At 72.2% G+C, this 25,126-nt stretch carries 20 protein-coding genes; 9 read left to right on the top strand and 11 right to left on the bottom strand.

Translation table 11 applies throughout. The features are described from left to right. Positions 1–46 precede the first annotated feature (46 nt). Entirely contained in the window at positions 47–1,261 is a 1,215-nt protein-coding gene (gene dusB / locus V4Y04_RS11365; RefSeq protein ID WP_443080173.1) for a tRNA dihydrouridine synthase DusB, read from the top strand. A gap of 112 nt (positions 1,262–1,373) precedes the next feature. Here the strand turns inward: dusB and V4Y04_RS11360 are convergent, their stop codons facing one another. Then, the gene (locus V4Y04_RS11360; RefSeq protein WP_443079993.1) at positions 1,374–3,287 is read right to left on the bottom strand and encodes a CDP-alcohol phosphatidyltransferase; all 1,914 of its coding nucleotides are present in this window, start codon (positions 3,285–3,287) and stop codon (positions 1,374–1,376) included. Between the two features lie 597 nt (positions 3,288–3,884). Between V4Y04_RS11360 and ppdK the strand changes: the two genes are divergently transcribed. The 4 genes from ppdK (at position 3,885) to V4Y04_RS11340 (ending at position 8,109) form a co-directional block, all read left to right on the top strand. After that, entirely contained in the window at positions 3,885–6,632 is a 2,748-nt protein-coding gene (gene ppdK / locus V4Y04_RS11355) for a pyruvate, phosphate dikinase (protein ID WP_443079992.1), read from the top strand. 192 nt (positions 6,633–6,824) lie between these two features. Continuing rightward, on the top strand, positions 6,825–7,418 hold the full coding sequence (locus V4Y04_RS11350) for an ArsR/SmtB family transcription factor (RefSeq protein ID WP_332427465.1): 594 nt from the start codon (positions 6,825–6,827) through the stop codon (positions 7,416–7,418). Between the two features lie 14 nt (positions 7,419–7,432). Beyond that, complete coding sequence (locus V4Y04_RS11345) at positions 7,433–7,627, top strand: hypothetical protein (protein WP_332427463.1); 195 nt, start codon at positions 7,433–7,435, stop codon at positions 7,625–7,627. A 62-nt stretch (positions 7,628–7,689) separates the two neighbouring features. Further along, positions 7,690–8,109: a DUF7919 family protein gene (locus V4Y04_RS11340; RefSeq protein WP_332427461.1), complete on the top strand. Its 420-nt coding sequence runs from the start codon at positions 7,690–7,692 to the stop codon at positions 8,107–8,109. A 323-nt stretch (positions 8,110–8,432) separates the two neighbouring features. Here the strand turns inward: V4Y04_RS11340 and V4Y04_RS11335 are convergent, their stop codons facing one another. Both V4Y04_RS11335 and V4Y04_RS11330 read right to left on the bottom strand, forming a co-directional pair. Next, the gene (locus tag V4Y04_RS11335) at positions 8,433–8,888 is read right to left on the bottom strand and encodes an excalibur calcium-binding domain-containing protein (protein ID WP_332427459.1); all 456 of its coding nucleotides are present in this window, start codon (positions 8,886–8,888) and stop codon (positions 8,433–8,435) included. Between the two features lie 215 nt (positions 8,889–9,103). Then, positions 9,104–10,261: an alkaline phosphatase PhoX gene (locus V4Y04_RS11330; RefSeq protein ID WP_332427458.1), complete on the bottom strand. Its 1,158-nt coding sequence runs from the start codon at positions 10,259–10,261 to the stop codon at positions 9,104–9,106. 203 nt (positions 10,262–10,464) lie between these two features. Between V4Y04_RS11330 and V4Y04_RS11325 the strand changes: the two genes are divergently transcribed. After that, positions 10,465–11,394: an oxidoreductase gene (locus tag V4Y04_RS11325; protein WP_332427456.1), complete on the top strand. Its 930-nt coding sequence runs from the start codon at positions 10,465–10,467 to the stop codon at positions 11,392–11,394. 34 nt (positions 11,395–11,428) lie between these two features. Here V4Y04_RS11325 and nirD read toward each other — a convergent pair whose 3' ends face one another. Genes nirD through V4Y04_RS11310 form a run of 3 tightly spaced genes read right to left on the bottom strand, consistent with a single transcriptional unit; the run spans position 11,429 to position 15,662 of the window. Further along, positions 11,429–11,779 (bottom strand): nitrite reductase small subunit NirD, encoded by a 351-nt coding sequence (gene nirD / locus V4Y04_RS11320; protein ID WP_332427454.1) that lies wholly within the window; start codon positions 11,777–11,779, stop codon positions 11,429–11,431. Then, positions 11,776–14,436 (bottom strand): nitrite reductase large subunit NirB, encoded by a 2,661-nt coding sequence (gene nirB, locus V4Y04_RS11315; RefSeq protein WP_332427452.1) that lies wholly within the window; start codon positions 14,434–14,436, stop codon positions 11,776–11,778. Before nirB ends, nirD begins: the two co-directional genes overlap by 4 nt. Continuing rightward, positions 14,436–15,662 carry an NAD(P)/FAD-dependent oxidoreductase gene (locus tag V4Y04_RS11310; RefSeq protein ID WP_332427450.1) on the bottom strand — a complete coding sequence of 409 codons (1,227 nt, stop codon included), beginning with the start codon at positions 15,660–15,662 and terminating at the stop codon, positions 14,436–14,438. The genes nirB and V4Y04_RS11310 overlap by 1 nt, the downstream gene beginning before the upstream one ends. Before the next feature lie 287 nt (positions 15,663–15,949). Between V4Y04_RS11310 and V4Y04_RS11305 the strand changes: the two genes are divergently transcribed. Continuing rightward, the gene (locus tag V4Y04_RS11305) at positions 15,950–16,732 is read left to right on the top strand and encodes a sulfite exporter TauE/SafE family protein (protein WP_332427449.1); all 783 of its coding nucleotides are present in this window, start codon (positions 15,950–15,952) and stop codon (positions 16,730–16,732) included. Between the two features lie 83 nt (positions 16,733–16,815). Continuing rightward, complete coding sequence (locus V4Y04_RS11300) at positions 16,816–17,040, top strand: DUF2283 domain-containing protein (protein WP_332427448.1); 225 nt, start codon at positions 16,816–16,818, stop codon at positions 17,038–17,040. A gap of 42 nt (positions 17,041–17,082) precedes the next feature. On the opposite strand, the gene V4Y04_RS11295 is transcribed toward V4Y04_RS11300, so the two are convergent. After that, positions 17,083–18,051: an NAD(P)-dependent oxidoreductase gene (locus V4Y04_RS11295; RefSeq protein WP_332427446.1), complete on the bottom strand. Its 969-nt coding sequence runs from the start codon at positions 18,049–18,051 to the stop codon at positions 17,083–17,085. Positions 18,052–18,182: 131 nt separating this feature from the next. Here V4Y04_RS11295 and V4Y04_RS11290 point away from each other — a divergent pair, with 131 nt between their 5' ends. Then, entirely contained in the window at positions 18,183–18,515 is a 333-nt protein-coding gene (locus tag V4Y04_RS11290) for a winged helix-turn-helix transcriptional regulator (protein ID WP_332432789.1), read from the top strand. Positions 18,516–18,665: 150 nt separating this feature from the next. On the opposite strand, the gene V4Y04_RS11285 is transcribed toward V4Y04_RS11290, so the two are convergent. From V4Y04_RS11285 to V4Y04_RS11270, 4 genes are all read right to left on the bottom strand, one after another. Beyond that, positions 18,666–19,343 (bottom strand): class F sortase, encoded by a 678-nt coding sequence (locus V4Y04_RS11285; RefSeq protein WP_332427445.1) that lies wholly within the window; start codon positions 19,341–19,343, stop codon positions 18,666–18,668. Between the two features lie 113 nt (positions 19,344–19,456). Then, positions 19,457–20,056: a hypothetical protein gene (locus V4Y04_RS11280; RefSeq protein WP_332427444.1), complete on the bottom strand. Its 600-nt coding sequence runs from the start codon at positions 20,054–20,056 to the stop codon at positions 19,457–19,459. A gap of 359 nt (positions 20,057–20,415) precedes the next feature. Next, positions 20,416–22,590, bottom strand: coding sequence for a molybdopterin oxidoreductase family protein (locus V4Y04_RS11275; protein ID WP_332427443.1), 2,175 nt, complete (start codon positions 22,588–22,590; stop codon positions 20,416–20,418). A 361-nt stretch (positions 22,591–22,951) separates the two neighbouring features. After that, entirely contained in the window at positions 22,952–25,054 is a 2,103-nt protein-coding gene (locus V4Y04_RS11270; RefSeq protein WP_443079991.1) for a SpoIIE family protein phosphatase, read from the bottom strand. Between the last annotated feature and the right edge of the window lie 72 nt (positions 25,055–25,126).

Here is a 25,126-nt window from a genome sequence, read left to right as displayed (position 1 = left end):
GGGACGGGCGCACCCTTGTGGTGTGCGAGACGGGCGCACCCTCGGCATGCGGGACAATGGGGGAATGTCCACGCCCCCCTCCGCCCCGAACCCGGCCGCGACGTCGGACCCCGCCCCGGCCTCCGCCCCGGCCCCCTCGGATCTGACGATCGGCCCGTACACGGTCTCGCCGCCCGTCGTGCTGGCCCCCATGGCCGGGATCACCAACGCGCCCTTCCGCACGCTCTGCAGAGAGTTCAGCGGCGGCAAGGGGCTGTTCGTCAGCGAGATGATCACCACCCGGGCGCTGGTCGAACGCAACGAGAAGACCATGCAGCTGATCACGTTCGACGCGAGCGAGACACCGCGCTCGATCCAGCTGTACGGCGTCGACCCGGTGACCGTCGGCAAGGCCGTCCGCATGATCGTCGAGGAGGACCTCGCCGACCACATCGACCTCAACTTCGGCTGCCCGGTACCGAAGGTGACCCGCAAGGGCGGCGGCTCGGCCCTGCCCTACAAGCGCAACCTGCTGCGCTCCATCCTGCGCGAAGCGGTCGCCGGCGCCGGGGACCTGCCGGTCACGATCAAGATGCGCAAGGGCATCGACGACGACCACCTGACCTACCTGGACGCCGGCCGCATCGCCGTCGAGGAGGGCGTGAGCGCCGTCGCCCTGCACGGCCGCACCACCGCCCAGCACTACGGCGGCACCGCCGACTGGGACGCCATCGCCCGGCTCAAGGAGCACGTGCCGGAGATCCCCGTGCTCGGCAACGGCGACATCTGGTCCGCCGACGACGCGCTGCGGATGGTGCGCGAGACCGGCTGCGACGGGGTCGTGGTGGGGCGCGGCTGCCTGGGACGGCCGTGGCTGTTCGCCGACCTGGTCGCCTCCTTCGAGGGCCGGGACGACTTCCGCCGGCCCGCGTTGCGCGAGGTCGCCGACGTCATGGTCCGGCACGCCACCCTGCTCGGCGAGTGGATCGGCGACGAGGCCCGCGGAGTGATCGACTTCCGCAAGCACGTCGCCTGGTACCTGAAGGGCTTCGCGGTCGGCTCCGAGATGCGCAGGCGGCTCGCGATCACCTCCTCCCTCGAGGCCCTGCGGGCCGGGCTGGACGAGCTGGACCTGGACCAGCCCTGGCCGGACGGCGCGGACGGTCCCCGCGGCCGCACGTCCGGCAACAACCGGGTGGCGCTGCCGGACGGCTGGCTGAAGGACCCGTACGCGTGCGCGGACGTCGGCGCGGACGCCGAACTCGACACGTCCGGCGGCTGAGCCGGCTCGGCTCGGTCCGGCTCAGATCGGTCTGGTCCGGCTCGGTCCGGCTCGGCTTGGTCCGGTCCGGTCCGGTCGAGGGTCAGGAGCAGGGGCGCGGGGTGGCGCCGGTTCAGCCTCCGGCGGGGTGCGGGACGGATCCGTAGGCCTTCAGGAAGCGGTTCCGGAAGGCGTCCATGCGCCACACGGGCGCTTCCTCGTCCGGCCTGAGCCCCTCCGTCCAGTTCCAGTCGGCGACCTTGTCCAGCACCTTCGGGTCCTTGGCGACGATCGTCACCGGCACGTCCCGGCTCGCCCGCAGACCGCTGACCCGGGCGATGGGCTGGTGGTCGCCGAGGAAGACGAGGACGGTGTCGTCGGTGCCGTAGCGCTCCAGCCACTGGGTGAGGGCGGTCACCGAGTACTCGACCGACCTGCCGTACTCCTGTCGGGACTTGGTGGCGTCCGTCATGAGGGTGCCGGGTTCCTTGCCCGCCTTCTGGATGGGACCGAAGACGGAACCGTCGCCGAGTTCGTCCCAGCCGACCATCTCGGGAAGGGGCGCCCAGGGCTGGTGGCTGGAGGTCAGGATGATCTCCGCCATCAGGTTCTTGCCCCCGTCGCGCTTCTTGCCGTGCTCCAGGCGCTGGAAGGCCTCGAGCGTGTATTGGTCGGGCATGGTCGACCAGCTGAACTTCGGTCCCTGGTAGCCCAGACGGAAGGCGTTGTAGACCTTGTCGAGGCCGAACCACTTCGCCTCGGGCCAGCCCTTCTGGACACCGGGAACGACTCCGACGGTGTCCCAGGCCCCGGACTTCCCGAACGCCTTGGTGAGCGTGAGGCGGTCGCTCGCGGTGGCGGTGCGGTAGCGCTGCTGGTTGTCGATCCACAGCCCGGACAGCGCCGTCGAGTGGCCGAGCCAGCTGCTGCCGCCGAACGTCGACGACGTCAGCCAGCCGCTGCGCGCCTCGAACCCCGCCTTCGCGAGTGACTCGGTGCCGGCGTCCAGGGTGCCGGTGACACCGGGGGCGATCACCGGGTCCTCCAGGGCGGTCCGGCCGTAACTCTCGATGAACGTGATGAGGACGTCCTTGCCGCGCAGGTCGGGCAGGAGCCGGCCGGACGGAGTGCCCGCGAACGGGTCCGTGCGCGCCACCTTCTCGAACGCCGCCTCGTCGCGCAGTGTGTCCCGCACGCGCTTGCTCTGCACCTTCAGCGCGGCCGCCGCCCGGTCGGAGGCGACCGGCACCCCGGATATCTGCAGGCCGAGGGCGCTACAGGTGATCCACACGGTGCCCGCGATCAGCGCGCCCCGGCCGGCCCGCGTACGGTGCCGGGCCAGCAGGTTGCCCAGCCGGACCGCGGCGAGTGCCATGACGGCCACCAGGAGCAGGGCGAGGACGACCGCGCCGACGCCGGCGGCGGTGGCTGTGGCGCCGCCCATCGAGTCCTCGACGTAGTGCTGCGCGTCGTCGAGCAGCCCCCAGTCGAGCACCACGTTGAAGCCGCGGCCCAGATATTCGTTGAAGCCGATGTCCAGCACGTTCAGCACGGTCAGTACGGCGATACCGGCCCCGTACAGCGCGGCCACGACGATCCGCGGGCGGCGCGGCAGGGCGAGCAGCAGCACCGCGCCGATGATCGCCTCGGCCGGAATCCGGGTGAACCGGCTGGGGCGCAGGGCGCCGGCGGTGTTCGGCAGCAGGAGCGCGCCGACGATCAGCGCGGCGGCGAGGCCGTGCAGCGTCCAGCGGGCGGCACGCGCGGCGCGGGGGTGCTCGTCGCGCAGGCGGGCACAGCGGGTGCGGAGGGTACGCGGGGCGCAGCGGGCACGGAGGGTGCGGAGGGTGCGGAGGGCGAGATTCTTAGGGGTCTCTTCCTCTTCCCCACGCCCTTCTTCCGTCTTTTCCTCCGCGGGCGGGGGCGAGGGCGGGTGCCCTTCTCCCCGGGGGTTCTCTTCGGCTGTCCCGACCGGTTCGGTCGTCTCGGTCGTACGGACCGGTTCGGTCGTGCGGGTCGGTCGGCGCAGGCGTGTGAAGACGGGCACCCGGAGGTCCTTCCGTGCAAAACCCGGTGAGGTGGCGGACCCGGCGTGGGGGTCCGGATCCGCCGTAGTTCCGTACGGGTGCGCCGACCGGCGCGTTCAGCGCGCTGGGGGTACGTTCGGAAAACAAGGGGCAAAGGCCGGGCGTGCCGTCCGTGGAGCGCCGGTGAGGTGCCTGCACAACCGCCCCGCGCGGCCGTGGGGGAGCCGTACGGAGGACGTCCGCATGGTGAAATCCCGGCGACTGTGGCAGCGTGATTCTCACCACCCCTGATAAGGGTTGCGCTCAGATGAGCGAATTGCAGGCGACTGCACTTCTCAAAGGATGGCACTCGGTGCCATCCCTCGATCGTTCATCGAGCGAAATCAAACGTGCCGATCAATGCTCATGCGAGCGGCCAGATGACCCAATCCGGGATCAGTGCGTTCAAGAAATGAACACATGCGGTTGCGACGGCTTGCCAAGCCTTGACTTTCGATCCCGTGGCGGCGGAGTGGTCGCAGGCGCGTGACGTATGTGCGGACGTACCCAGATGCCTTTGATCTGGGTATGTTCCTGCTCGTCAGGGCAGCCACCGCGTCCTCGAGGAGTCGAGACCCGTGTCGGAAAACAAAGATCCCCACGTAGGCCAGCAGGGTCACCGCGTTGAGGACGTGAAGTTCGTCTACGACTTCACCGAGGGCAACAAGGATCTCAAGGACCTTCTCGGCGGAAAAGGTGCGAACCTCGCCGAGATGACCAATCTGGGCCTCCCCGTCCCTCCGGGCTTCACCATCACCACGGAAGCCTGCAAGGTCTACCTGGAGAGCGGTACGGAGCCGGCGGCACTGCGTGACGAGGTGAGTGCGCACCTCGACGCCCTCGAAGCGACGATGGGCAAGAAGCTGGGCCAGAGCGACGACCCTCTCCTCGTGTCGGTCCGCTCCGGAGCCAAGTTCTCCATGCCGGGCATGATGGACACCGTCCTGAACATCGGCCTCTCCGACAAGTCCGTGCAGGGACTGGCCAAGCAGGCCGGCGACGACCGCTTCGCCTGGGACTCCTACCGGCGCCTCATCCAGATGTTCGGCAAGACCGTCCTCGGCATCGACGGCGAACTGTTCGAGGACGCGCTGGACGCGGCGAAGGCGGCCAAGAAGGTCACGGTCGACACCGAGCTGGAGGCCGCCGACCTCAAGAAACTCGTCACCAAGTTCAAGAAGATCGTCAAGACCGAGGCCGGCCGGGACTTCCCGCAGGACCCGCGTGAGCAGATGGACCTCGCCATCCACGCCGTCTTCGACTCCTGGAACACCGACCGGGCCAAGCTCTACCGCCGCCAGGAGCGCATCCCGCACGACCTGGGCACGGCCGTCAACGTCTGCTCCATGGTCTTCGGCAACCTCGGCCCCGATTCCGGCACCGGTGTGGCCTTCACCCGCGACCCCGCCTCCGGCCACCAGGGCGTCTACGGCGACTACCTGCAGAACGCCCAGGGCGAGGACGTGGTCGCGGGCATCCGCAACACCGTGCCGCTCGCCGAGCTGGAGCGGATCGACAAGAAGTCGTACGACCAGCTGATGCAGATCATGGAGACGCTGGAGAACCACTACAGGGATCTCTGCGACATCGAGTTCACCATCGAGCGCGGCCAGCTGTGGATGCTCCAGACCCGCGTCGGCAAGCGCACCGCGGGCGCGGCCTTCCGCATCGCCACCCAGCTCGTCGACCAGGGGCTGATCGACGAGGCCGAGGCGCTCATCCGCGTCACCGGCGCGCAGCTCGCCCAGCTGATGTTCCCGCGCTTCGACGAGGACGCGAAGGTCGCGAAGGTCGGGCGCGGCATCGCGGCCTCCCCGGGCGCGGCGGTCGGCAAGGCGGTCTTCGACTCGTACACGGCCGTCAAGTGGTCCCGCTCCGGCGAGAAGGTCATCCTGGTCCGCCGCGAGACCAACCCCGACGACCTGGACGGCATGATCGCCGCCGAGGGCATCCTCACCTCCCGCGGCGGCAAGACCTCGCACGCCGCCGTCGTCGCCCGCGGCATGGGCAAGACCTGTGTGTGCGGCGCCGAGGAGCTCGAGGTCGACACCAAGCGCCGCCGGATGACCGTCCCCGGCGGGCACGTCGTCGAGGAAGGCGACCTGATCTCCATCGACGGCTCCACCGGCAAGGTCTACCTCGGCGAGGTCCCGGTCGTGCCGTCCCCGGTCGTGGAGTACTTCGAGGGCCGGATGCACCCGGGCGCCGACGACGCCGACGAGCTGGTCGAGGCCGTCCACCGGATGATGGCCTTCGCCGACCGCAAGCGCCGGCTGCGCGTGCGCGCCAACGCCGACAACGCCGAGGACGCGCTGCGCGCCCGCCGCTTCGGCGCCCAGGGCATCGGCCTGTGCCGCACCGAGCACATGTTCCTCGGCGACCGGCGTGAACTGGTGGAACGGCTGATCCTGGCCGACACCCAGGACGAGCGCGAGGAGTGCCTCAAGGCGCTGCTGCCGCTCCAGCGGAAGGACTTCGTCGAGCTGTTCGAGGGGATGGACGGCCTCCCGGTCACCGTCCGGCTCCTCGACCCGCCGCTGCACGAGTTCCTGCCCGACATCACCGAACTGTCGGTCCGCGTGGCCCTCGCGGAGTCCCGCCAGGAGCCGCACGAGAACGAACTGCGCCTCCTGCAGGCCGTGCACCGGCTGCACGAGCAGAACCCGATGCTGGGCCTGCGCGGCGTCCGGCTCGGCCTGGTCATCCCCGGCCTGTTCACCATGCAGGTACGGGCCATCGCCGAGGCGGCGGCCGAGCGCCGGGCGGCCAAGGGCGACCCGCGCGCCGAGATCATGATCCCGCTGGTCGGCACGGTCCAGGAGCTGGAGATCGTCCGCGAGGAGGCCGACCAGGTCATCGCGGAGGTCGAGGAGGCCACCGGCACGAAGCTGAAGCTCGCCATCGGCACGATGATCGAACTGCCGCGCGCCGCCCTGACCGCCGGCCAGATCGCCGAAGCCGCCGAGTTCTTCTCCTTCGGCACCAACGACCTCACCCAGACGGTGTGGGGCTTCAGCCGGGACGACGTGGAGGCCAGCTTCTTCACCGCGTACCTGGAGAAGGGCATCTTCGGCGTCTCCCCGTTCGAGACCATCGACCGGGACGGCGTCGGCTCCCTCGTGAAGCTCGCCGTCGAGGCCGGCCGCGCCACCCGCCCCGGCCTCAAGCTCGGCGTCTGCGGCGAGCACGGCGGCGACCCGGAGTCCGTCCACTTCTTCCACGAGGTGGGCCTGGACTACGTCTCCTGCTCCCCGTTCCGCATCCCGGTCGCCCGCCTGGAGGCCGGCCGCGCGGCGGTCACCTCGAAGGGCAGCGACCACCGCTGAGCCCTGGCCCGCGGGGCGCATGAACCCCGGAGCCGTTGCCTGTCACCCGACCACCCTCACCGATCGGCAACGGCTCCGGACCACAAAGAGAACGGCGGCACCCGTGCGGGGGTGCCGCCGTTTCTCATGCCGCCCGCACAAGTTGCAAAGAAACTCTTGCAAGGGTTTCTTTGCAACGCTACCTTTGTAGTCATGAACGAGCCCCAGGAACCGCAGGGCCCGCAGGTCCGCAATCTCGACGCCCGCTCCCTGCGCGGGCTCGCGCACCCGCTGCGCATGCGGCTGCTGGACGCCCTGCGCCTCGGCGGTCCGGCCACCGCGTCCCAGCTCGCCGCGGAACTGGGCGAGTCGAGCGGCGCGACCAGCTACCACCTGCGCCGGCTCGCCGCGCACGGCTTCATCGAGGACGCCCCCGAGCACGGCAAGGGCAGGGAGCGGTGGTGGAAGGCGGTCCATCAGGGCCTGCGCTTCGACGACGCGCTGCTCTCCGACGTCAACCCTGACGTACGCGGGGCTGCCGACCTGTACCTCCACGAAGTCGCGACCGCCCAGACCCGGGACCTGTCGACCTGGCTCGGCAACCGCCCGACCTGGCCGGAGGAGTGGAACCGGACCTGGGACATGAGCAGCGCGACGCTGCGGCTGACGCCCGAACTGACCCGGGAGCTCGTCGAGAAGATGCACGCCCTCGTCGAGACCTACCGTGACCGGGCCGCTGACGAGGACGACGCCGACACCGCCCAGGTGCGCATCCACACCCACGCCTTCCCTCTCACCACGGACTGAAAGGCCACGGCCCGATGCACCTCGAGACCCACCTCGCCCTGCACCGTATCCGCGCCGCCGAACTCCGTACCGAAGCCGACGCCCACCGCCTCGCCGTAGCCGCCCGGCCGGCTCGGCACCCCCGGCCCCTCCGCACCCGCCTCGGCTGGACCCTGGTGGAAGTCGGCCTGCGGCTGGCTGCCGGCCCCAGGACGGCAGTAGTTTCTTAGCGTCTCGGTCCACACGGTGATCAGACGGAAGCACCGCAGTCCACGGCGCTGAGGAGCGATGAATGGCCCGCTACCCCGACTTGACGCCGTACTCCTACAGCGAGTCGGACCGCGAGATGCTCAACGTCGGCTGGTTGGCCCGGTGGCGTGGCTACCCCAGAGGGATCGTCGACGAGCGTGTAGTGGACGCGTTGAAGGTCCTCAGCGCCACCTATGACAACCAGATGCGAGGCATCCACCACTGCGCGTTCTGCGGCACCGACCGGCCTGTTGTCCTCGGCGGGCCCACCTTGGACACCGAGGTGTGGCTCGGATCGGCGGAGATCCGGGTGCGGGGAGCGGACGGCACGCTCTACGCCGCACCCAACCTGGTGATCCACTACATCACGGAGCATCAGTACCGCCCACCCGAAGAATTCTGCCGCGCGGTGGCCAGGACGGTGGGAATCGAAACGGTCGGGCCCTTGACCCTGGCCGATTGACGGAGATCGGAGATGCCGGACAGGGAAGAGGCCGAGCGCCGGGCTATCGACGGAATCCGTGCGGTGGCCCACGGTCGGCGGACTGAGTGGTGCGCCTCCTGTCACCTCTGCCATGAGGACGGCGACAGCTTCGTACCGGATTACCGGAAGTCCCCGTACGACGTTCCCGCAGCGGGCGGAACGAGGTTCGCTCCGCGCTGCGTTGAAGCAGACCACCAAGCAGAACTGGCAGCCGACGAGGAGCGGCGGAGTCAGGGGGCTGAGTCGGGCCGGGTGGCGGCGCCCCCGTGCGGGGTGCCGCCACTCCGCCGTTCCGGAATGGGTCAGTCGGTGCTGCGGCGCCGGCGGGCCGCGAACAGCACACCGCCGCCGGCCAGGACGACGGCCGCGCCGCCGGCCGCGAGGTACGGGGTGGCGCTGTTGCCGCCGGTCTCGGCGAGGTCGGTGCCGCCCTGTCCGGTGGTGTCGGTGTTCTCCGCCCCTGTCCCGGCCTCCGTGCCGGTGTCTGAGGCGGAGCCCGAGCCGGTGTCCTTGCCCTTGTCCCTGTCGCCGACGGGGACGAAGTCCGCCGGCGCCTGGTCGCAGCCGATGCCGTCGCCGTCGCGGTCCAGGTGCTTGCCGTAGTGCTCGCTGCCCGCGGGGATGTTGGAGTGCCCGGCGGCGTACGCCTGGTCGCAGTTCTTGAACGCGCCCTCATGGGCCACGGCGGTGGTGACGGGCAGCGTGGCCAGTGCGAGCGCGGCGACGGTCACGGCGGTGGACTTGCAGGACAGGTTCACGGGGATCCCCCAGTTATGTGCGTATTTCCGGCAGCGTGTCCCCGTCCGGGACGGTCTGCCGGGTGTGAGATGCCGACGGTAGGGGAGAGGCTGGGGGAGGGTGTGGAGGTTTTGTGGACCCGTGATGCGAACGTGACGTGACCGGACGGTAGCTCTCCGCTCATGCGTGGGGTGTGTTCTCCCCACCCCGCGCATGAGCGGAGGCCGGGAAGCCGTTACGTGCGGAACGGGCCCTTCACCTCGTACGTGATGCCGCCCGACGAGCTGCCGCTCGTGCCGCGCTGGCTGGAGAAGTACAGGCGGGTGCCGTCCGGGGAGAAGGCCGGGCCGGTGATCTCCGAGCCGGACTGGCCGTTCACCCGGAGGAAGGGGGCCACGACGTCGTCGGGGGTGATGACGCAGATCTCCAGGTTGCCGCCGTCCTCGGCCACGAACAGGTCGCCCGAGGAGGAGCCGGTGACGTTGTCGACGCCGGTCAGGGGGGCGGAGCCGCCCGTCACCAGGGAGTCGTCGTAGGCGAGTTCGATGGTCTGGGCGGCGGCGTCGTACTGCCAGACACGGTTGTCGCCCTTGGTGGTGAACCAGCAGGTGTCGTTCGCGTAGTGGCAGCCCTCGCCGCCGTTGAAGCGCTTGGCGCCGGAGACCTGGTTGCGGGTCGCGGTGGCCCCGGACGGGTCCGGGACCCTCGCCCAGCTCACCGGGCCGCTCGTGCCGCTGCCCGCCACCAGCACCTCCAGCGTGCCGGAGGACAGGTCGCCCCAAGTGGTCGGCCGGAAGCGGTAGAAGCAGCCGTCCGAGACGTCCTCGGTCAGGTAGACGACCTTGCGGACCGGGTCGGCGGCCGCCGCCTCGTGTTTGAAGCGGCCCATCGCGTCCCGGCGGACCGCCGCCTTCGTCCCCCACGGGTCGGTCTCGTAGACGTAGCCGCGGTCCACCTCCTCGCAGGACAGCCAGGTGTTCCACGGGGTCTTCCCGCCCGCGCAGTTCTGCCGGGTGCCGGACAGGATGCGGTACGCGCCCGTGATGGCGCCGGTCGCCGAGAAGCGGACGGCGCCCGCGCCGCCGGAGGGGTCGATCTCCGAGTTGGAGACGTAGATCCAGCCGCTGCCGTCCGCGTAACAGGCGCCGCCGTCGGGGGCGTTGTGCCAGGTGTACGAGGTGCCCGGGACCTGCTGGCCGGAACGGGCGATCACCCTGCTGGTGAACCCGGCCGGCAGTCGGATCCCGTTGGCGTCCGCCGCGCCGAGCGTGCCGTACGGGCCCGTACCGGGCTGGGCGGGCGCCGCGTACGCGGCGCTGTGCCAGAGCGCGCCGCCGAGGACCGCGCCGGCGCCGCCCATGGCGCTCGCGCGAAGGAAGGTACGACGTTCCACTGTCGCTCCCAGGGGTGCCGTGAACCGTCCCGTCACCGGTCGGTGACGGGGGCGTGCGGTGGGCAACCTAGGCGTATGGAATGAACATGCCATGGATGTGGTCGTACGGGGGGATGACCGGCTGCCGCGCGGCGGGTACCCGGCTCTCGTAGGGTGACCACAGAGGTCCGTACAGGTGCGACGCCGGTGGAGGGAGTCCGGCCATGTCCGGATGGAACGTGAACGACATTCCCGATCAGGGCGGGCGCCTGGCCGTCGTCACCGGGGCCAACAGCGGGCTCGGTCGTGTCGCGGCGCGGGAACTGGCCCGCGCGGGGGCGCGGGTGGTGCTCGCCTGCCGGAGTGAGGCGCGCGGCCGGGACGCCCTGAACCTGCTGCGCGGCGAGGTGCCGGGCGCCGAGGCCGAGGTGCGGCGACTGGACCTCGGGGACCTGGCCTCCGTGCGGGAGTTCGCGACCGCCCTTTCGGGCGAGCGGGTCGATCTGCTGCTCAACAACGCCGGGGTGATGGCGCTGCCCTACGGCACGACCGCGGACGGGTTCGAGACCCAGTTCGGGGTCAATCACCTGGGACACTTCGCCCTCACCGGACTGCTGCTGCCCGCGCTGCTCGCGGCGCCGGGCGCGCGGATCGTGACCGTGTCCAGCATGACCCACGCGATGGCCAACATCGATGCGCGCGACCTCAACAGCGAGCGCGGCTACCGGCGTTGGTTCGCCTACGCCCGCTCCAAGTCGGCCAACCTGCTCTTCACGCACGAACTGGCCCGCAGGCTGGCGGCGCACGGCAGCGACGTGGTGGCGGCAGCCGCTCATCCCGGGTACGCGGCCACCAACCTCCAGACCGCGGGGCCGCGGGCCGAGGGCCGCCGGATCGCCGAGCGGGTGATGCGGCTCGGCAACCGGATCGTCGCCCAGTCCGCCGAGGCCGGCGCGTTGCCCCTGCTGTACGCCGCGACCAGGCCCGGCATACGCCCCGACGCGTTCATCGGCCCGTCCTTCGCCCTGTGGCGCGGGGCGCCCGCACCGTCCTGGCGGGCACCCTGGACCCTCGACGACGCGATGGGGGAGCGGCTCTGGGCGGCCTCGGAGGAGCTGACGGGGGTGACGTACGACGTGCCCGGCGTCCGGTGAGCCCCCCGGGCCCCGCCGGGCCCGTCCCGTCAGGTCAGGCTGCTTTCACCCGGTAGGCCGTGACCCGTACTGTCTCGTCGTCCAGGCACTGGCCCGTCTCCAGGTCGAAGCGTTGCTTGAGCAGCGGGGAGGCGACGAACGGGCGGCCCCGGTGGGTGCCGGTCAGGCCGCGGGAGAGGACCGCCGCGCCGGTGAAGGGATCGCGGTTGTCGACGGCGTACAGCCCGCCGGTGCGGTCGGTGAAGACGGCGACCTGGCGGCCGTCGGGCAGCAGGGCGGCGACTCCGCGGCCGGGGAGCAGGACGCTCAGGTCGCAGACGCCGAACCAGGCGTCGGGCAACTGGATTCGGACCTTCAGATCCGTGGTCTCGAGGGCCAGGGTCATCGCTGGGCGCTCCCTTCCAGGGCGGCTTCCGTGGACTGCGCGGGTCGCATGCCGATGTTCAGCAGCGGCAGGTCGGGCTTCATCTGGTCGCGTTCGGGCACGAAGCCGACGACCGGGTCCGGGGTGTCGGGGGCGTTGACGAAGGACACGAACCGGGCCAGCTTCTCGGGGTCGTTGATGGTCTCGGCCCACTCGTCGCGGTAGTGGGACACATGGGCCCGCATCTGTGCCTCCAGTTCGTCGCAGATGCCGAGCGCGTCATGCACGACGACGTCCCGTACGTGGTCCAGGCCGCCGGGGATCCGCTCCAGCCAGGTGGAGGTGCGCTCCAGCCGGTCGGCGGTGCGGATGTAGAACATCAGGAACCGGTCGACGAGACGGACCAGTTCGGCGTCCGAGAGGTCCTGGGCGAGCAGGTCGGCGTGGCGCGGGGTGGCGCCGCCGTTGCCGCCCACGTAGAGGTTCCAGCCGCTTGCGGTGGCGATCACGCCGAAGTCCTTCGACCGGGCCTCGGCGCACTCGCGGGCGCATCCGGAGACCGCCGACTTCAGCTTGTGCGGGGAGCGCAGGCCCCGGTAGCGCAGCTCCAGGCCGATCGCCATGCGTACGGAGTCCTGGACGCCGTACCGGCACCAGGTCTGCCCGACGCAGGACTTCACCGTGCGCAGCGACTTGCCGTACGCGTGGCCGGACTCGAAGCCCGCGTCGACCAGGCGGGCCCAGATCAAAGGGAGTTGCTCGACCCTCGCGCCGAACATGTCGATGCGCTGGCCGCCGGTGATCTTCGTGTAGAGGCCGAAGTCGCGGGCGATCTCGCCGATGACGATCAGCTTCTCCGGGGCGATCTCACCGCCGGGGATGCGGGGGACGACCGAATACGAGCCGTTCTTCTGGAGGTTGGCGAGGAAGTGGTCGTTGGTGTCCTGGAGGGCGGCCTGTTCGCCGTCCAGGACGTAGCCGCTCGCACCGATCACCGGGGCGAGGGAGGCGATGATCGAGCCGACCGTCGGCTTGCACACCTCGCAGCCGTCGCCGCCCCGGGCGTCCTCGCGGCCGTACCGGTCCAGCAGGTCCCGGTGGGAGGTGACGCGCAGGGCGTGGACGATCTCGTACAGCTCCTCGCGGGTCCGCGCGAAGCAGCCGCACAGCCCTTTGTCGACCTCGACGCCGCTCGCCTCCAGTTCGGCGGTGACGAGCTGACCGAGCACCTTCACGCAACTGCCGCATCCGGTACCGGCCTTGGTGCACTTCTTCACCTCGGGCACGGTGGTGCAGCGGTGCTCGGTGACCGCGCCGCGGACGGCGCCCTTGGTGACGTTGTGGCAGGAGCAGACGACGGCCTCGTCCGGCAGCGCGGACGGGCCCAGCTGTGCCGGGGCCCCGGCCCCGGCGGGCAGGACGAGGGACTCGGGCGGGACCGGCGGGACCGAGCCGGTGAAGGCGCGCAGGGTGCCGTACGCCTCCGCGTCGCCGACCAGGATGCCGCCGAGCAGCGTGCCGTCGCCGCCGATGACCAGCTTCTTGTAGAGGCCGGCGCGGGAGTCGGAGTAGACGACGTCCAGACAGCCGTCGGTGGCGCCGTGCGCGTCGCCGAAGGACGCCACGTCGACGCCGAGCAGCTTCAGCTTGGTGGACAGGTCGGCGCCGGTGAACGTCAACCGGTCGGCCTCGTCGGCCTCGTCGGCCTTGTCGGCTTTGTCGGCTTCGGCGATGGCGATCGTCGCGGCGGCGGTCCGCGCCTGTTCGTAGCCGGGGGCGACCAGGCCGTACACCCGGCCGTCGGCGGCCAGCGCGCACTCGCCGATCGCGAAGACGCGCGGGTCGGCGACCGTGCGGCACCGCTCGTCCACCGCGATGCCGCCGCGCTCGCCGACCGTCAGGCCGCAGTCCCGGGCGAGTTGGTCACGGGGGCGGACACCGGCGCTGAACACCACCAGGTCGGTGGCGAGTTCGGAGCCGTCGGACAGCTTCATGCCGGTGACCGCACCGTCCGCGCCGGTCACGATCTCCTGTGTGCCCACGCCCGTGTGGACGGACAGGCCCATGCCCTCGACGGTGCGCAGCAGCGCCGCGCCGCCGCCCTCGTCGACCTGCACGGGCATCAGGCGGGGCGCGAACTCCACGATGTGCGAGGTGAGTCCGAGCCCGTCGAGCGCGCCCGCCGCCTCCAGGCCGAGGAGCCCGCCGCCGACCACCGCGCCGGTCGTCGCGTTCTTCGCGTACTCCTCGATGGCGAGGAGGTCCTCGATGGTGCGGTAGACGAAGCAGCCCTCGGCGTCCTTGCCGGGGACCGGCGGGACGAAGGGGTAGGAGCCGGTGGCCAGGACGAGGACGTCGTAGCCGACGACCAGCCCGGAGCGGGCGGTCACCTCGCGGGCCTCGCGGTCGACGCTCTCGGCCGGGTCACCGACACGCAGTTCGATGCCGTGGTCCTCGATGAACCGCGGGTCCGTCATGGACAGGTCCTCGGGGGTCCTCCCCGAGAAGTACGAGGTGAGTCGGACGCGGTCGTACGCCGGACGCGGCTCCTCGCACAGCACGACCACGCGGTGCGTGGCGGTCAGGCCGCGCTCGGCGAGCGCCTCGAGGAAGCGCTGGCCGACCATGCCGTGGCCGACGAGCACGATCGTGGGGGTGGTCTCCGGGGCGGTGGTCATCAGGAGCCTCCGTCGTGGGTGAGCAGGTGGAGCAGGGGGCCGCCGTCGGAGGGGAGCGGCTCTGCTCCCTCCCAGGCGCGCGCGAGCGCGCCGACGGTGCCGAGTTCGCCGACCAGGACCCCGCCGACCAGCCGGTCCTCGCGGACGACGACCTTGCGGTAGGTGCCCCGGGTGGCGTCGGCGAGCTGCACGACGTCGTCGCCGGGGCGGGGGTCGGTCTCACCGAACGCGGCGAGGTCGAAGGGGCTGCCGGGCCCGGTGAGCGTGAGCCGGGTCAGGGACCGGGTGCCGGTGTAGCGGGCGGCGGGGTTCCCGGTGAGCAGGGCGGCCAGGGCGTCGGCCTGCTCCAGCGCCGGGGCGGCCAGTCCGTAGACCTGCCCCGCGTGCTGGGAGCAGTCGCCGATCGCGTGGATGCGCGGGTCCGAGGTGCGCAGCTCGTCGTCGACGACCACGCCCTCGCGTACCTCCAGACCGGCCGCCCGCGCGAGGCCGGCACGCGGGCGGACCCCGCACGCGAGGACGACCAGGTCGGCGCCGAGGGCGTACCCGTCGGCCAGCTCCACCGACCGCACCGCCCCGCCGGCCGAGCGCACGTCCCGCACCCGGCACTCGGTGTGCACCTCGACGCCCAGGTCCTCCAGATGCCGCCGGACGAGCCGGGAGGCGGCCGGGTCGAGTCGGCGTTCCATGAGCCGCTCGGACTGCTGGGCGAGGACGACCTGCGCGCCGCGCACGGCCAGCGCCCGGGCCGCGGAGACCCCGAGCAGCCCGCCGCCGATGACGACCGCCCGGACCCCCGGCCGGACCGCCTTGGACAGTCCCAGGCAGTCGTCCAGGGTCCGGAAGGGGTGCATGCCCTCGGGCAGCTCGCGGTCCGGGGTGAACAGGCCGCGCAGGGGAGGCAGCACGGCGTTGGAACCGGTGGCCAGGACCAGCCTGTCGTAGGCGATCGGGGAGCCGCCGGCGCACCGGACGGTCCGCCCGGCCCGGTCGATGCCGGTGACCCGGCCGCGGATCAGCACCGTCGGGGCCGCCGGCGCCGGCAGGGCGATCACCTCGGGGCCGTACCGCCCCGCCAGCACCTCGGCGAGCAGCACCCTGTTGTACGGGCGGTGCTCCTCCTCGCCGATCAGCGTCACCGGCGTGCCGAACTCGCCGAGCCGCCGGGCGAGTGTCACGCCCGCCAGGCCGGTGCCGATCACCACCACACGCTCGTTCGAGGTCATGCCCCTGAGCGTGCGGGGCGGGTGTTACCCGGCGGCATCCCCTCTGTTTCCCGCGCGGAACGCTGCCCTCAGCGGAAGCGGGGGATGCGCGTGAGGGTTCGGGACGCGCGGCGGAGCGGCGTGTGAGGAGGCCCGGTGAACGGGCCCGGTGAGCGGACCCGGTGAGCGGACACTGCGAGAAAGCCCGGTGAGCGGGCCTGGTGAGCCGAACACTGTGAGGAGCCTCAACCTCAGGAAACGCTCATCTCGATGGACGGCACAACTATCCGCTTCGTAGGGTCACGCCCATGCCCGACATCTCCCTGACCACGGTCGTTCTCCTCTGCCTCGCGGCACTGGCGGCCGGCTGGATCGACGCGGTGGTCGGCGGTGGCGGACTCCTGCTGCTGCCGGCGCTGCTGCTCGGCCTGCCCGCCGGCACCCCCGCCGCGCACGCCCTGGGTACCAACAAGGCGGTCGCCATCGTCGGCACCACCGGCGCGGCGATCACCTACGCCCGCAAGGCGCCCGTCGACGTACGGACCGCCGTACGCATCGGCCTGGCCGCCCTCGCCGGCTCCTCGGGCGGGGCCTTCCTCGCCGCCGGGATGAGCACCGAGGTCCTCGAACCCGTGATCATGGTGGTCCTGCTCGCCGTCGCCGCCTTCGTCATCCTCCGCCCGAGCTTCGGCACCGCGCCGGAACCAGGCCCGGTCTCGCGGCGCCGCGTCCTCGCCGCGATCGGGTTCGGCGGCCTGGGCATCGGCTTCTACGACGGTCTCATCGGCCCCGGCACCGGTACGTTCCTCGTCCTGGCGCTCACCGCCCTGCTCCACCTCGACCTCGTCACCGCGTCCGCCACCGCGAAGATCGTCAACTGCTGCACCAACGCCGGCGCGCTGGCGATGTTCGCCTGGCAGGGCGCGGTGCTGTGGCAACTGGCGGGCCTGATGGCCGTGTTCAACCTGGCGGGCGGCACCCTCGGCGCCCACACGGCCCTGAAGAAGGGCAGCGGCTTCGTCCGCATCGTCCTGCTGGTGGTCGTCTTCGCCCTGGTGGCGAGCATGGCGTACGAACAGTGGCTGGCGTGAGACGGCCGTCCCGGAACACTCGGAACGCCCCGTAACACCGCCCGACATCGCGCGGTACCACCACGCTCCTCCGGAGGGAAACCATGCACCTCGCATACGACCGGGACGACGACACCGCGTACGTCTCCCTGGTGGCCCGGATCCCGGACGCCGCCGCCGTCCGTCAGGTGACCGTCGAAGGCCTGGCGGCGGAGACCGAGCTCATCCTCGACGTGGACGAGGCGGGCCGACTGCTGGGCTTCGAGGTCATAGGCGCCCGCGCCGGCCTCCCGGCCGAACTCCTCGACGGGACCGCTCCCACCGGCTGAGGCGACCGGGGCTGAGGCGACCGGGGCTGAGGCGACCGGGGCTCAGGCCCGGCCGGTGCCCCGCTCCCGCGTTGCCGTCGCCGCTGCCGCTGCCGCTGCCGCTGCCGCCGCCGTCTCCGTCGGCGGGAGGCGGAGCAGTCCGACCAGGCCCGCGCCGTCCTCGTCGCCGTGTCCGGCGGCCACGTGGCGGGCCATCAGGTCCATGTACGGCATCAGCAGCTCGGCGCTCACGCCCTGCTCCCCGGCCGTGCGCAGCAGCGTGCCGTTGCCCGCGGCCTGCATGGAGAGGTTGGACACCACCCCCGAGGTGTAGTCGCCGCTGCTCAGCCGCTCGGCGGTCTCGTGCACAGCCGGGGTCATGGCGGTGAGCCAGGAGGCGAGCAGCGGCGCGAGGTCCTTGGGAGCGACGTCCTCCCCGCCGATCAGGGCGAAGGCGTGCGTGATCCCGGCGAACAGCCCGTTCATCGCGCTCAGCAGCGCCACGTCGTGCAGCGCGGCGAACCCCGGGTCCTCACCCACGTACCGGGTACCGGCCGGGACGGCGAGCGTGTCCCGGTGCTCCTCGAACAGGGGGCGCGAACCGCTGTAGAAGACGTACGCCCCGGACTCCGGGGCTCCGATCATCGGCGGCACCGCCATGATCCCGGCGTCCAGGAAACGGGCACCGCGTGCCGTGGCCCAGGCGGTGCGGGCACGGCCCTCGGCCGGGGTACCGGTGGTGAGGTTCACCAGGTCCCGCCCGGTGAGATCGGCGCCCTCGAGTGCCTCGCCGACGGAGTCGTCGTCGAGCAGGCAGACGATCACCAGGCGGTTCGCGGCCACCGCCTCGGCAGCGGTCGCGGCGACCGCCGCACCCTCGGCGGCGAGCACCGCGGCGCGGGCGGGAGTACGGTTCCAGACGGTCACCGGGTGGCCGGCGGAGAGCCAGGCGCGGCCGAGGGCTGTGCCCATGGCACCGGCGCCGAGCAGGGTCAGGGAGACGGGAACGGGGGAGAGGGCGTTGTCGGTCATGCTCCCCAGGCTCGCCCGGGGGAGGAACCCCCTCAAGTACGTACTTCGAAGTGGGTGCTTACCTCGGGGAAAGGGTGCAGGCAGTGGGAGCGGACAGGGTGACGGACAGAGTGACGGGCACGAGGGCGGGCATGGGGACGGTACGGCGGCCGGGAGCGTATCTGTGCGGGATCGACGCGGCGATGGACGTGATCGGCGGCAAGTGGAAGGTGCTGATCCTCTGGGCACTGCACGAACGGCCGTACCGCTTCGGCGCCCTGCGCCGGGAGCTGCCCGGGATCACCGAGAAGGTGCTCGCCTCGCATCTGCGGGAGCTGGAGTCCGACGGCATCGTGCACCGTGAGGAGTACGACGAGAACCCGCCGCGCGTCGAGTACTCGCTGACGCCGAGGGGGACGGCGCTCAACGAGGCGCTGGAACCGCTGGGCGCGTGGGGGAGGGCGAACGTGCTGGGGGAGGCGTAGCCCGGCCCGCACCGGGTGGCGTGAGACGCGGTGCCGGCCGGCCGCGCGGGGCGGTTCAGCCGCTCAAGGACCCGGCCGCTCAAGGACCCGGCCGCTCAAGGACCCGGCTGCTCAAGGAGCCGGTCACTCGAGGGCTCAGCTGCCCAAAGCTCAGCGGCTGCCCGTTAGGTGGGCGTAGACGACGACGTTGCCCCGGTAGCCGGTGGTGCGTGAGTAGTCTCCGCCGCAGGTGATGATCCGCAGCTCCGGGCGCTTCGCCGCGCCGTACACCTTCTCGTCGGGGAAGTCCCGGGCGTCGTACACCTCGACGGCGTGCACGGTGAACACGGCGGTGGTGCCGTCGCGCCGGTCCACCTCGACGGTGCCGCCCTTGCGCAGGGCGCCCAGGGAGTAGAAGACGGCGGGGCCGTCGGCGTTGTCGACGTGGCCCGCGACGACCGCGGTGCCCGTCTCGCCGGGAGTGGTGCCGGCCTCGTACCAGCCGGCCAGGTTCGTCCGCTCGGGCGGCGGTACGTCGAGACTGCCGGTGCCGGTCAGTCCGAGGCCCGTCAGGGGCGCGTCCACGCCGATCGCGGGGATGCGGATCCGGTCGGGCGGGGAGGGCGGCAGTGGGGAGGCCTGCCCCGAGGGGCGTCCGGAGTCATGTCCGGTGCCGTCTTCGGCGGGCGCGGAGTGCGCCTGGGCGGCGGACGGCTGGGGCGGGGCGTGCGTCGCGGTCCCGTCGCCCAGCAGCCACAGCCCGCAGCACAGGGCGAGTACGCTCACCGCCCCTATGACCGTGTTGCCCGGGCTTCCGACCCGGCCGGACCCGCGGCGTATGCGGCGCATCGCTCACTGACCTCCCCGGAGTCGGCCCCGTGCCCCCTCCGGGTCGCGAGGGGCGTCGGACCCGGAGGGGGGAGGGACTTGCGGTACGGCGGACGGGCGGCGGAGGACGCCCGTCAGATCCTGTCGCCTCTCGCCCGGCGATGCAGGAGCCAGGTACCGCCCGCGGCGGCGACGGCGAGAGCCGTCACGCCGGCCGCGGTCTGCACGGGATCGGGGCCCAGAGCGCCACCGACCCCCGTCTTCACACTGCCCCGGGGATACACCTGCTGCGCCGCGGGCGTCAGCCTGACCACCAGGTCGCCGGTCGCCCGCTGCCCGCCCGCGTCGCACGTCGCGACGATCTCGTACGTGCCCGGCTGCGCGCCCGGCGGCACCCGGAACCGGCCGGTGGAGTCCGGCTCGTCCGAGCCCGGCGCCAGCGTGAAACGGCCGGCGCCCACGGCGGTGGCGTCGCCCGCGACCGTGTCGTCGTTCCCGCACGCCGCGGTGTTCACCGTCACCTGCGCGCCGGCCATGACCATGGCCGGGTGCAGCTCCAGGCTCCCGGCCGGCCTCCCGGCCGTCGCGTCGTAGGGGGGACCCGCGGGTGCGGCGGACTCCTCGGCGTACGCGGCGGGTGCGGCGGCCGCCACGAGCAGTCCCGCGGCGACCACGGCGAGCGCGGGTCCGGTCAGGCGGGTCGGGCCGGGCAGCCGCCGGGCGGTATCTCGCATCGATGCTCCCTCGGACTCACGAAGGGGGCCACACCCGCGGCACCCCCATGTGCCGCCGTCGGTCGTGTCCCACTGGTCCGAGGTAAAGGCCGCCGGGCGCGGCCCGCTCCCTGAAAGAACGTCAAAAACGAGGTGAACGGGTGTCGGACGGCCCTGGCGGGATTCCCGCCCGGGCGCGTTTCGGCAGGTCACCGCCGTACTGAGGACCCGGCCGGGGGAAAGAACCCGATGGGTGCGCCACACGGCGGTGAACGGGTGAGGCGAGAGCAGGAGCGGCGGCGAGAGCGACAGAGGAGCGGTAGCGAGGGCGGCAGTGAGAGCGACAGAGCGCGGCAGCGACAGCCCGGCCGGGGCGGGGCTCAGGAGCGGACCGTCTCCACCCGCACCGCGCACACCTTGAACTCCGGCATCCGCGAGGTCGGGTCCAGGGCGGGGTTGGTGAGGGTGTTCGCGCGGCCCTCACCCGCCCAGTGGAACGGCATGAACACGGTGTCGGGGCGGATCGCGGTGGTGATCCGGGCCGGCGCCACCGCTCGGCCCCTACGGGACACCACGGCCAGCGGATCGCCCTCGGCCGCCCCGAGCCGCTCCGCCAGCCGCGGATGCAGTTCCACGAACGGGCCGGGCGCGGCCGCGTTCAGTTCGTCGACGCGCCGGGTCTGCGCGCCGGACTGGTACTGCGCCATGACCCGGCCGGTGGTCAGCAGGACGGGGTACTCGTCGTCGGGCTCCTCGGCGTTCGCGCGGTGCGCGACGGGCACGAACCGGGCCCGCCCGTCCTCGGTGGCGAACCGGTCGAGGAACAGCCGGGGGGTACCGGGATGTACGGCACCGTCTGCCTCTGCCTCTGCCTCTGCCTCTGGTGCTGGTGCCGCTGCCACCGGCATGGGTCCGGGGCCGGGCTCGGGCTCGGGCGCCGGGCACGGCCAGAACACGCCGTTCTCCTCCGCGAGCCGCCGATAGCTGATCCCGGAGTAGTCCGCCGGCCCGCCCGCGCTCGCGCGGCGCAGCTCCTCGAAGACCTCCTCGGGATCGGTCGGGAACCTCTTCTCCGGACTCGGCCCGCCGCCGAGCCGGGCGGCCAGCCCGTGCAGCACCTCGAGGTCGCTGCGCACGCCGTCCGGCGCGGGCAGCGCGCGCCGCCGCAGCAGCACCCTGCCCTCCAGGCTGGTCGTCGTGCCCGTCTCCTCCGCCCACTGCGTCACCGGCAGGACGACGTCGGCGAGCGCGGCCGTCTCCGACAGCACGACGTCGCACACCGCCAGGAAGTCCAGCGACCGGATGCGCTCCTCGACGTGCGCCGCGCGGGGGGCCGACACCACCGGGTTGGAGCCCATCAGCAGCAGCGAGCGGATGTCCGTGCCCAGCGCGTCCAGCAGCTCGTACGCGCTGCGCCCCGGGCCCGGCAGGGAGTCGGGGTCCACGCCCCAGACCCCCGCCACGTGCCGGCGGGCCGCCGAGTCGGTCAGCTTGCGGTAGCCGGGCAACTGGTCGGCCTTCTGGCCGTGTTCACGCCCGCCCTGTCCGTTGCCCTGCCCGGTCAGGCAGCCGTACCCGGACAGCGGGCGGCCCGCGCGGCCGGTCGCCAGGCACAGGTTGATCCAGGCGCTCACGGTGTCCGTGCCCTTGGCCTGCTGCTCGGGTCCGCGGGCGGTGAGCACCATGGCCGCCTCCGGCTCGCAGAACAGCCGTACGGTCTCCCGCAGCAGGGGCACGGGCACGCCGGTGAGCCGCTCCACGTACTCCGGCCAGTGCGCCATCGCCGCGGCCCGGGTCTCCTCCCAGCCGGCGGTGCGTTCCCGGATGTACGCCTCGTCGGTCCGGCCCTCGGCGACGACCAGGTGCAGCAGGCCCAGCGCCAGCGCGAGGTCGGTGCCGGGGCGGGGTGCCAGATGCAGGTCGGCCTGCTCGGCGGTCTTCGTACGGCGCGGGTCGACGACGATCAGCGTGCCGCCGTTCTCCCTCAGCTCGGCGAAGTAGCGCAGCGCCGGCGGCATGGTCTCCGCCGGGTTCGAGCCGACGAGGACCACGCAGCCGGTCCTCGGGACGTCCTCCAGGGGGAACGGCAGCCCCCGGTCCAGCCCGAACGCCCTGACGCCCGCGGCCGCGGCGGACGACATGCAGAAGCGGCCGTTGTAGTCGATCTGGGAGGTGCCCAGCACCACCCGCGCGAACTTGCCCAGCGCGTACGCCTTCTCGTTCGTCAGCCCGCCGCCGCCGAACACCCCGACCGCGTCCGCCCCGTACCCGGTGCGGGTACGGCCCAGCCCCTCGGCGATCCGGTCCAGCGCCTCGTCCCAGCCGGCGGACACCAGCGCACCCGTCTCCGGGGACCGCACCAGCGGCGAGGTCAGCCGCACGGCGGGGTCGAGCACCGCCGGTGCCGTACGCCCCTTGCCGCACAGCGCGCCCCGGTTCACCGGGAAGTCCGGGCGCTCGCTCACCCGGACGGTCCCGCCCGGCGCGGGCGTCAGATTCATCCCGCACTGCAGGGCGCAGTACGGGCAGTGCGTGGGCGTCACGGTGCTCTGCATACCGCCCAGCGTGCGCCGCACGTGTTACACACCGCACCGGCCCTGGTTACACCCCCGGTACGGCCACCTCCCCGGGGGCGGGGGAGCGCGGTGAGGCAGGCCGCGGACATCGCGGCCGGTGGCCAGTGAGCCGAAGCTCAGGGGTTGTCACCGGCGAAGCTGGATGAGCTGGCGGACAGGACCGGTCGAGGCAGCCTGGTTGTCACCGATGAGGCATTCGACTTGTCACAAATGCTCATTCGGCAGCCTTTCTGTCTCTGGCACCAGTACCGAAGAGCGGGAGTCCCTGGATGAGGAGGGCGATTCCATGGGGCCATGGAATCACGCGTGGGTGCCTGCGGCGGCCGAAAACAGCGGCGTGTCAGGGCCGGGAGGCTTGGCTGTGGGGGGTGGGCAGGGCCCGGGCGATGAGCAGGGCGACGTCGTCGTGGTCGTCGGGGTGGCGCAGGGAGTGCAGGAGCCGGTCGCAGGTCTCCTCCAGGGGCCGTTCCGGGTCATCGAGCAGGCCGAGGAGGGTGTTCAGGCGCTGGTCGATGGCCTGGTCGCGAGTCTCGACCAGGCCATCGGTGTAAAGGATCAGCTGGTCGCCGGGGACCAGGTCGAAGGTGGCGGTCTGGAACGGGATGCCGCCGACCCCGAGGGGCGCGCCGGCGGGCAGGTCGAGCAGTTGGGGGGCGCGGCCGGGGCTGACCAGGGCGGGGGGCAGGTGGCCGGCGAGGGAGATGCGGCACTGCGCGCGATGCGGGTCGTAGACGGCGTAGGCGCAGGTGGCGATGGTCTCCTCCAGGCGGGTGGTGGTGTGGTCGAGGCGGGTGAGGACCTCTGCGGGGGCGAGGTCGAGGTCGGCGAAGGCGCGGGTGGCGGTGCGCAGCTGGCCCATGGTGGCGGCGGCGTTGATGCCGCTGCCCATGACGTCGCCGACCACGAGGGCGGTCTTGTCGCCGGCCAGGGGGATGGCGTCGAACCAGTCGCCGCCGACCTCGACGGCGGCTGCGGCGGGCTGGTACCGGCTGGCGACCTCCAGGCCCACCGGGTGCGGCGGGTGCTGGGGCAGCAGGTGGCGCTGGAGGGCGAGGGCCGCGTGCCGCTGGCTGCGGTACCAGCGGGCGTTGTCGATGGACAGGGCGGCGCGGGCGGCCAGCTCGCCGGCCAGGACTTCGTCGTCGTGGTTGAACGGTTCGGGGTTGCGGGTGCGCTTGAGGCCAAGGGCCCCGAGGATCTCTCCGCGGGCGGTCAGCGGCACGGCCAGGTAGGAGTGGAGCCCGGCGCGGGCCAGCAGCTCGACCGCCTGGGGGCAGCGGGCGATGCGCGGCAGGTCGTGGCTGTCCACGCGGGGCACCCGGACCGGGCGGCGGCGGTTCACGCACTGGGCGGCCAGGCGGTCGGTGTCGTAGACGGCGAGTTCACCGGGCGGGTCGGCGGCGCGGGCGGCCTCGGAGGGGCCGACGGAAGCCACAGCGAGGGAGCGGAACAGCGCGGGCCCTTCATGGGTCTCCGTCTCGTGGCCCTGCAGGACGCTGTCGAGCACGTCCACCGTGGCCACGTCGGCGAGGTCGGGCACGCACACCTCAGCCAGCTCGCGGGCGGTCTGCTCGAGGTCGAGTGTGGTGCCGATGCGCAGGGAGGCGTCGGCGATGAGTGTGAGGCGCCGCCGGGCCCGGGCCGTCTCGCTTTCCGCCCGGCGCTGCTCGGTGACGTCCACGACCGAGGTGGCCACCCCCAGCACCCGGCCGCCGGAGTCCTCCAGCCGGTAGCGGGAGACCGACCAGGCATGCTCGTGGTCGGGGTCGGCCGCGGTGCGGCCGACGACGGGCCGGTCCAGCAGCGGGACTCCGGTCTCCAGCACCTGGCGGGTCGTGGAATCGACGTCAATGTCCAGATGCGGCAGAACCTCGTAAGGGCGCCGGCCGATGTGGTTGGCGGCAGGCACACCGTTGATCCGCTCCAACTCCGGATTGACGGTCACAAACCGCAGGTCGGTGTCCAAAACGGCCAGCCCGATCGGAGCCTGCTCGATCAGGCGCACCGACAGCGCCAGCCCCCGCTCCACCTCCCGCAGGATGGCCTGGTCGGTGGCGATACCCAGGGCATAGAAGTTCCCCCGGCCGTCCTCCAGCCGCATATTGCGGAACTCCACCATCTGTGTGTGGCCGTCCTTGCACCGGGTGGGGAAACCGCCGGCCCAGCTCTCGCCGCTCGCCATGACCCGGTCGAACAGTTCGACCGCCTGCTCCCAGTGCTCCTCCTCAAGCAGCAGCTGGGCCGCGTACTGGCCCAGCGCCTCCTGGGCGGTGTAGCCGAACAGGTCCTTGGCCTGCGGGCTCCACAGCACGATCCGCCCGTCCGCGTCGAGGACGACGGCCGCGACACCCAGCACGTCCAGCAGCCCGCCCGGAGCGGAGGAGACGTCCCCCACCCGCTCTGCTCGACCGTGAACAGCCCCGAAAACCATCTCCGTGCTCATTCCGGACACCCCTTTCGCCAGCCGCCACGCCGCACGCCCCGGGCCCGCCTGTGCCGGCCCTCCGCAGCCCCG

It is taken from the genome of Streptomyces sp. P9-A2 (genome assembly GCF_036634175.1).
GTDB classification, from domain to species: Bacteria; Actinomycetota; Actinomycetes; order Streptomycetales; family Streptomycetaceae; genus Streptomyces; species Streptomyces pratens.
The sequence above is the reverse complement of the archived record's forward strand: the minus strand, read 5'-3'. Positions and strand labels throughout refer to the sequence as shown.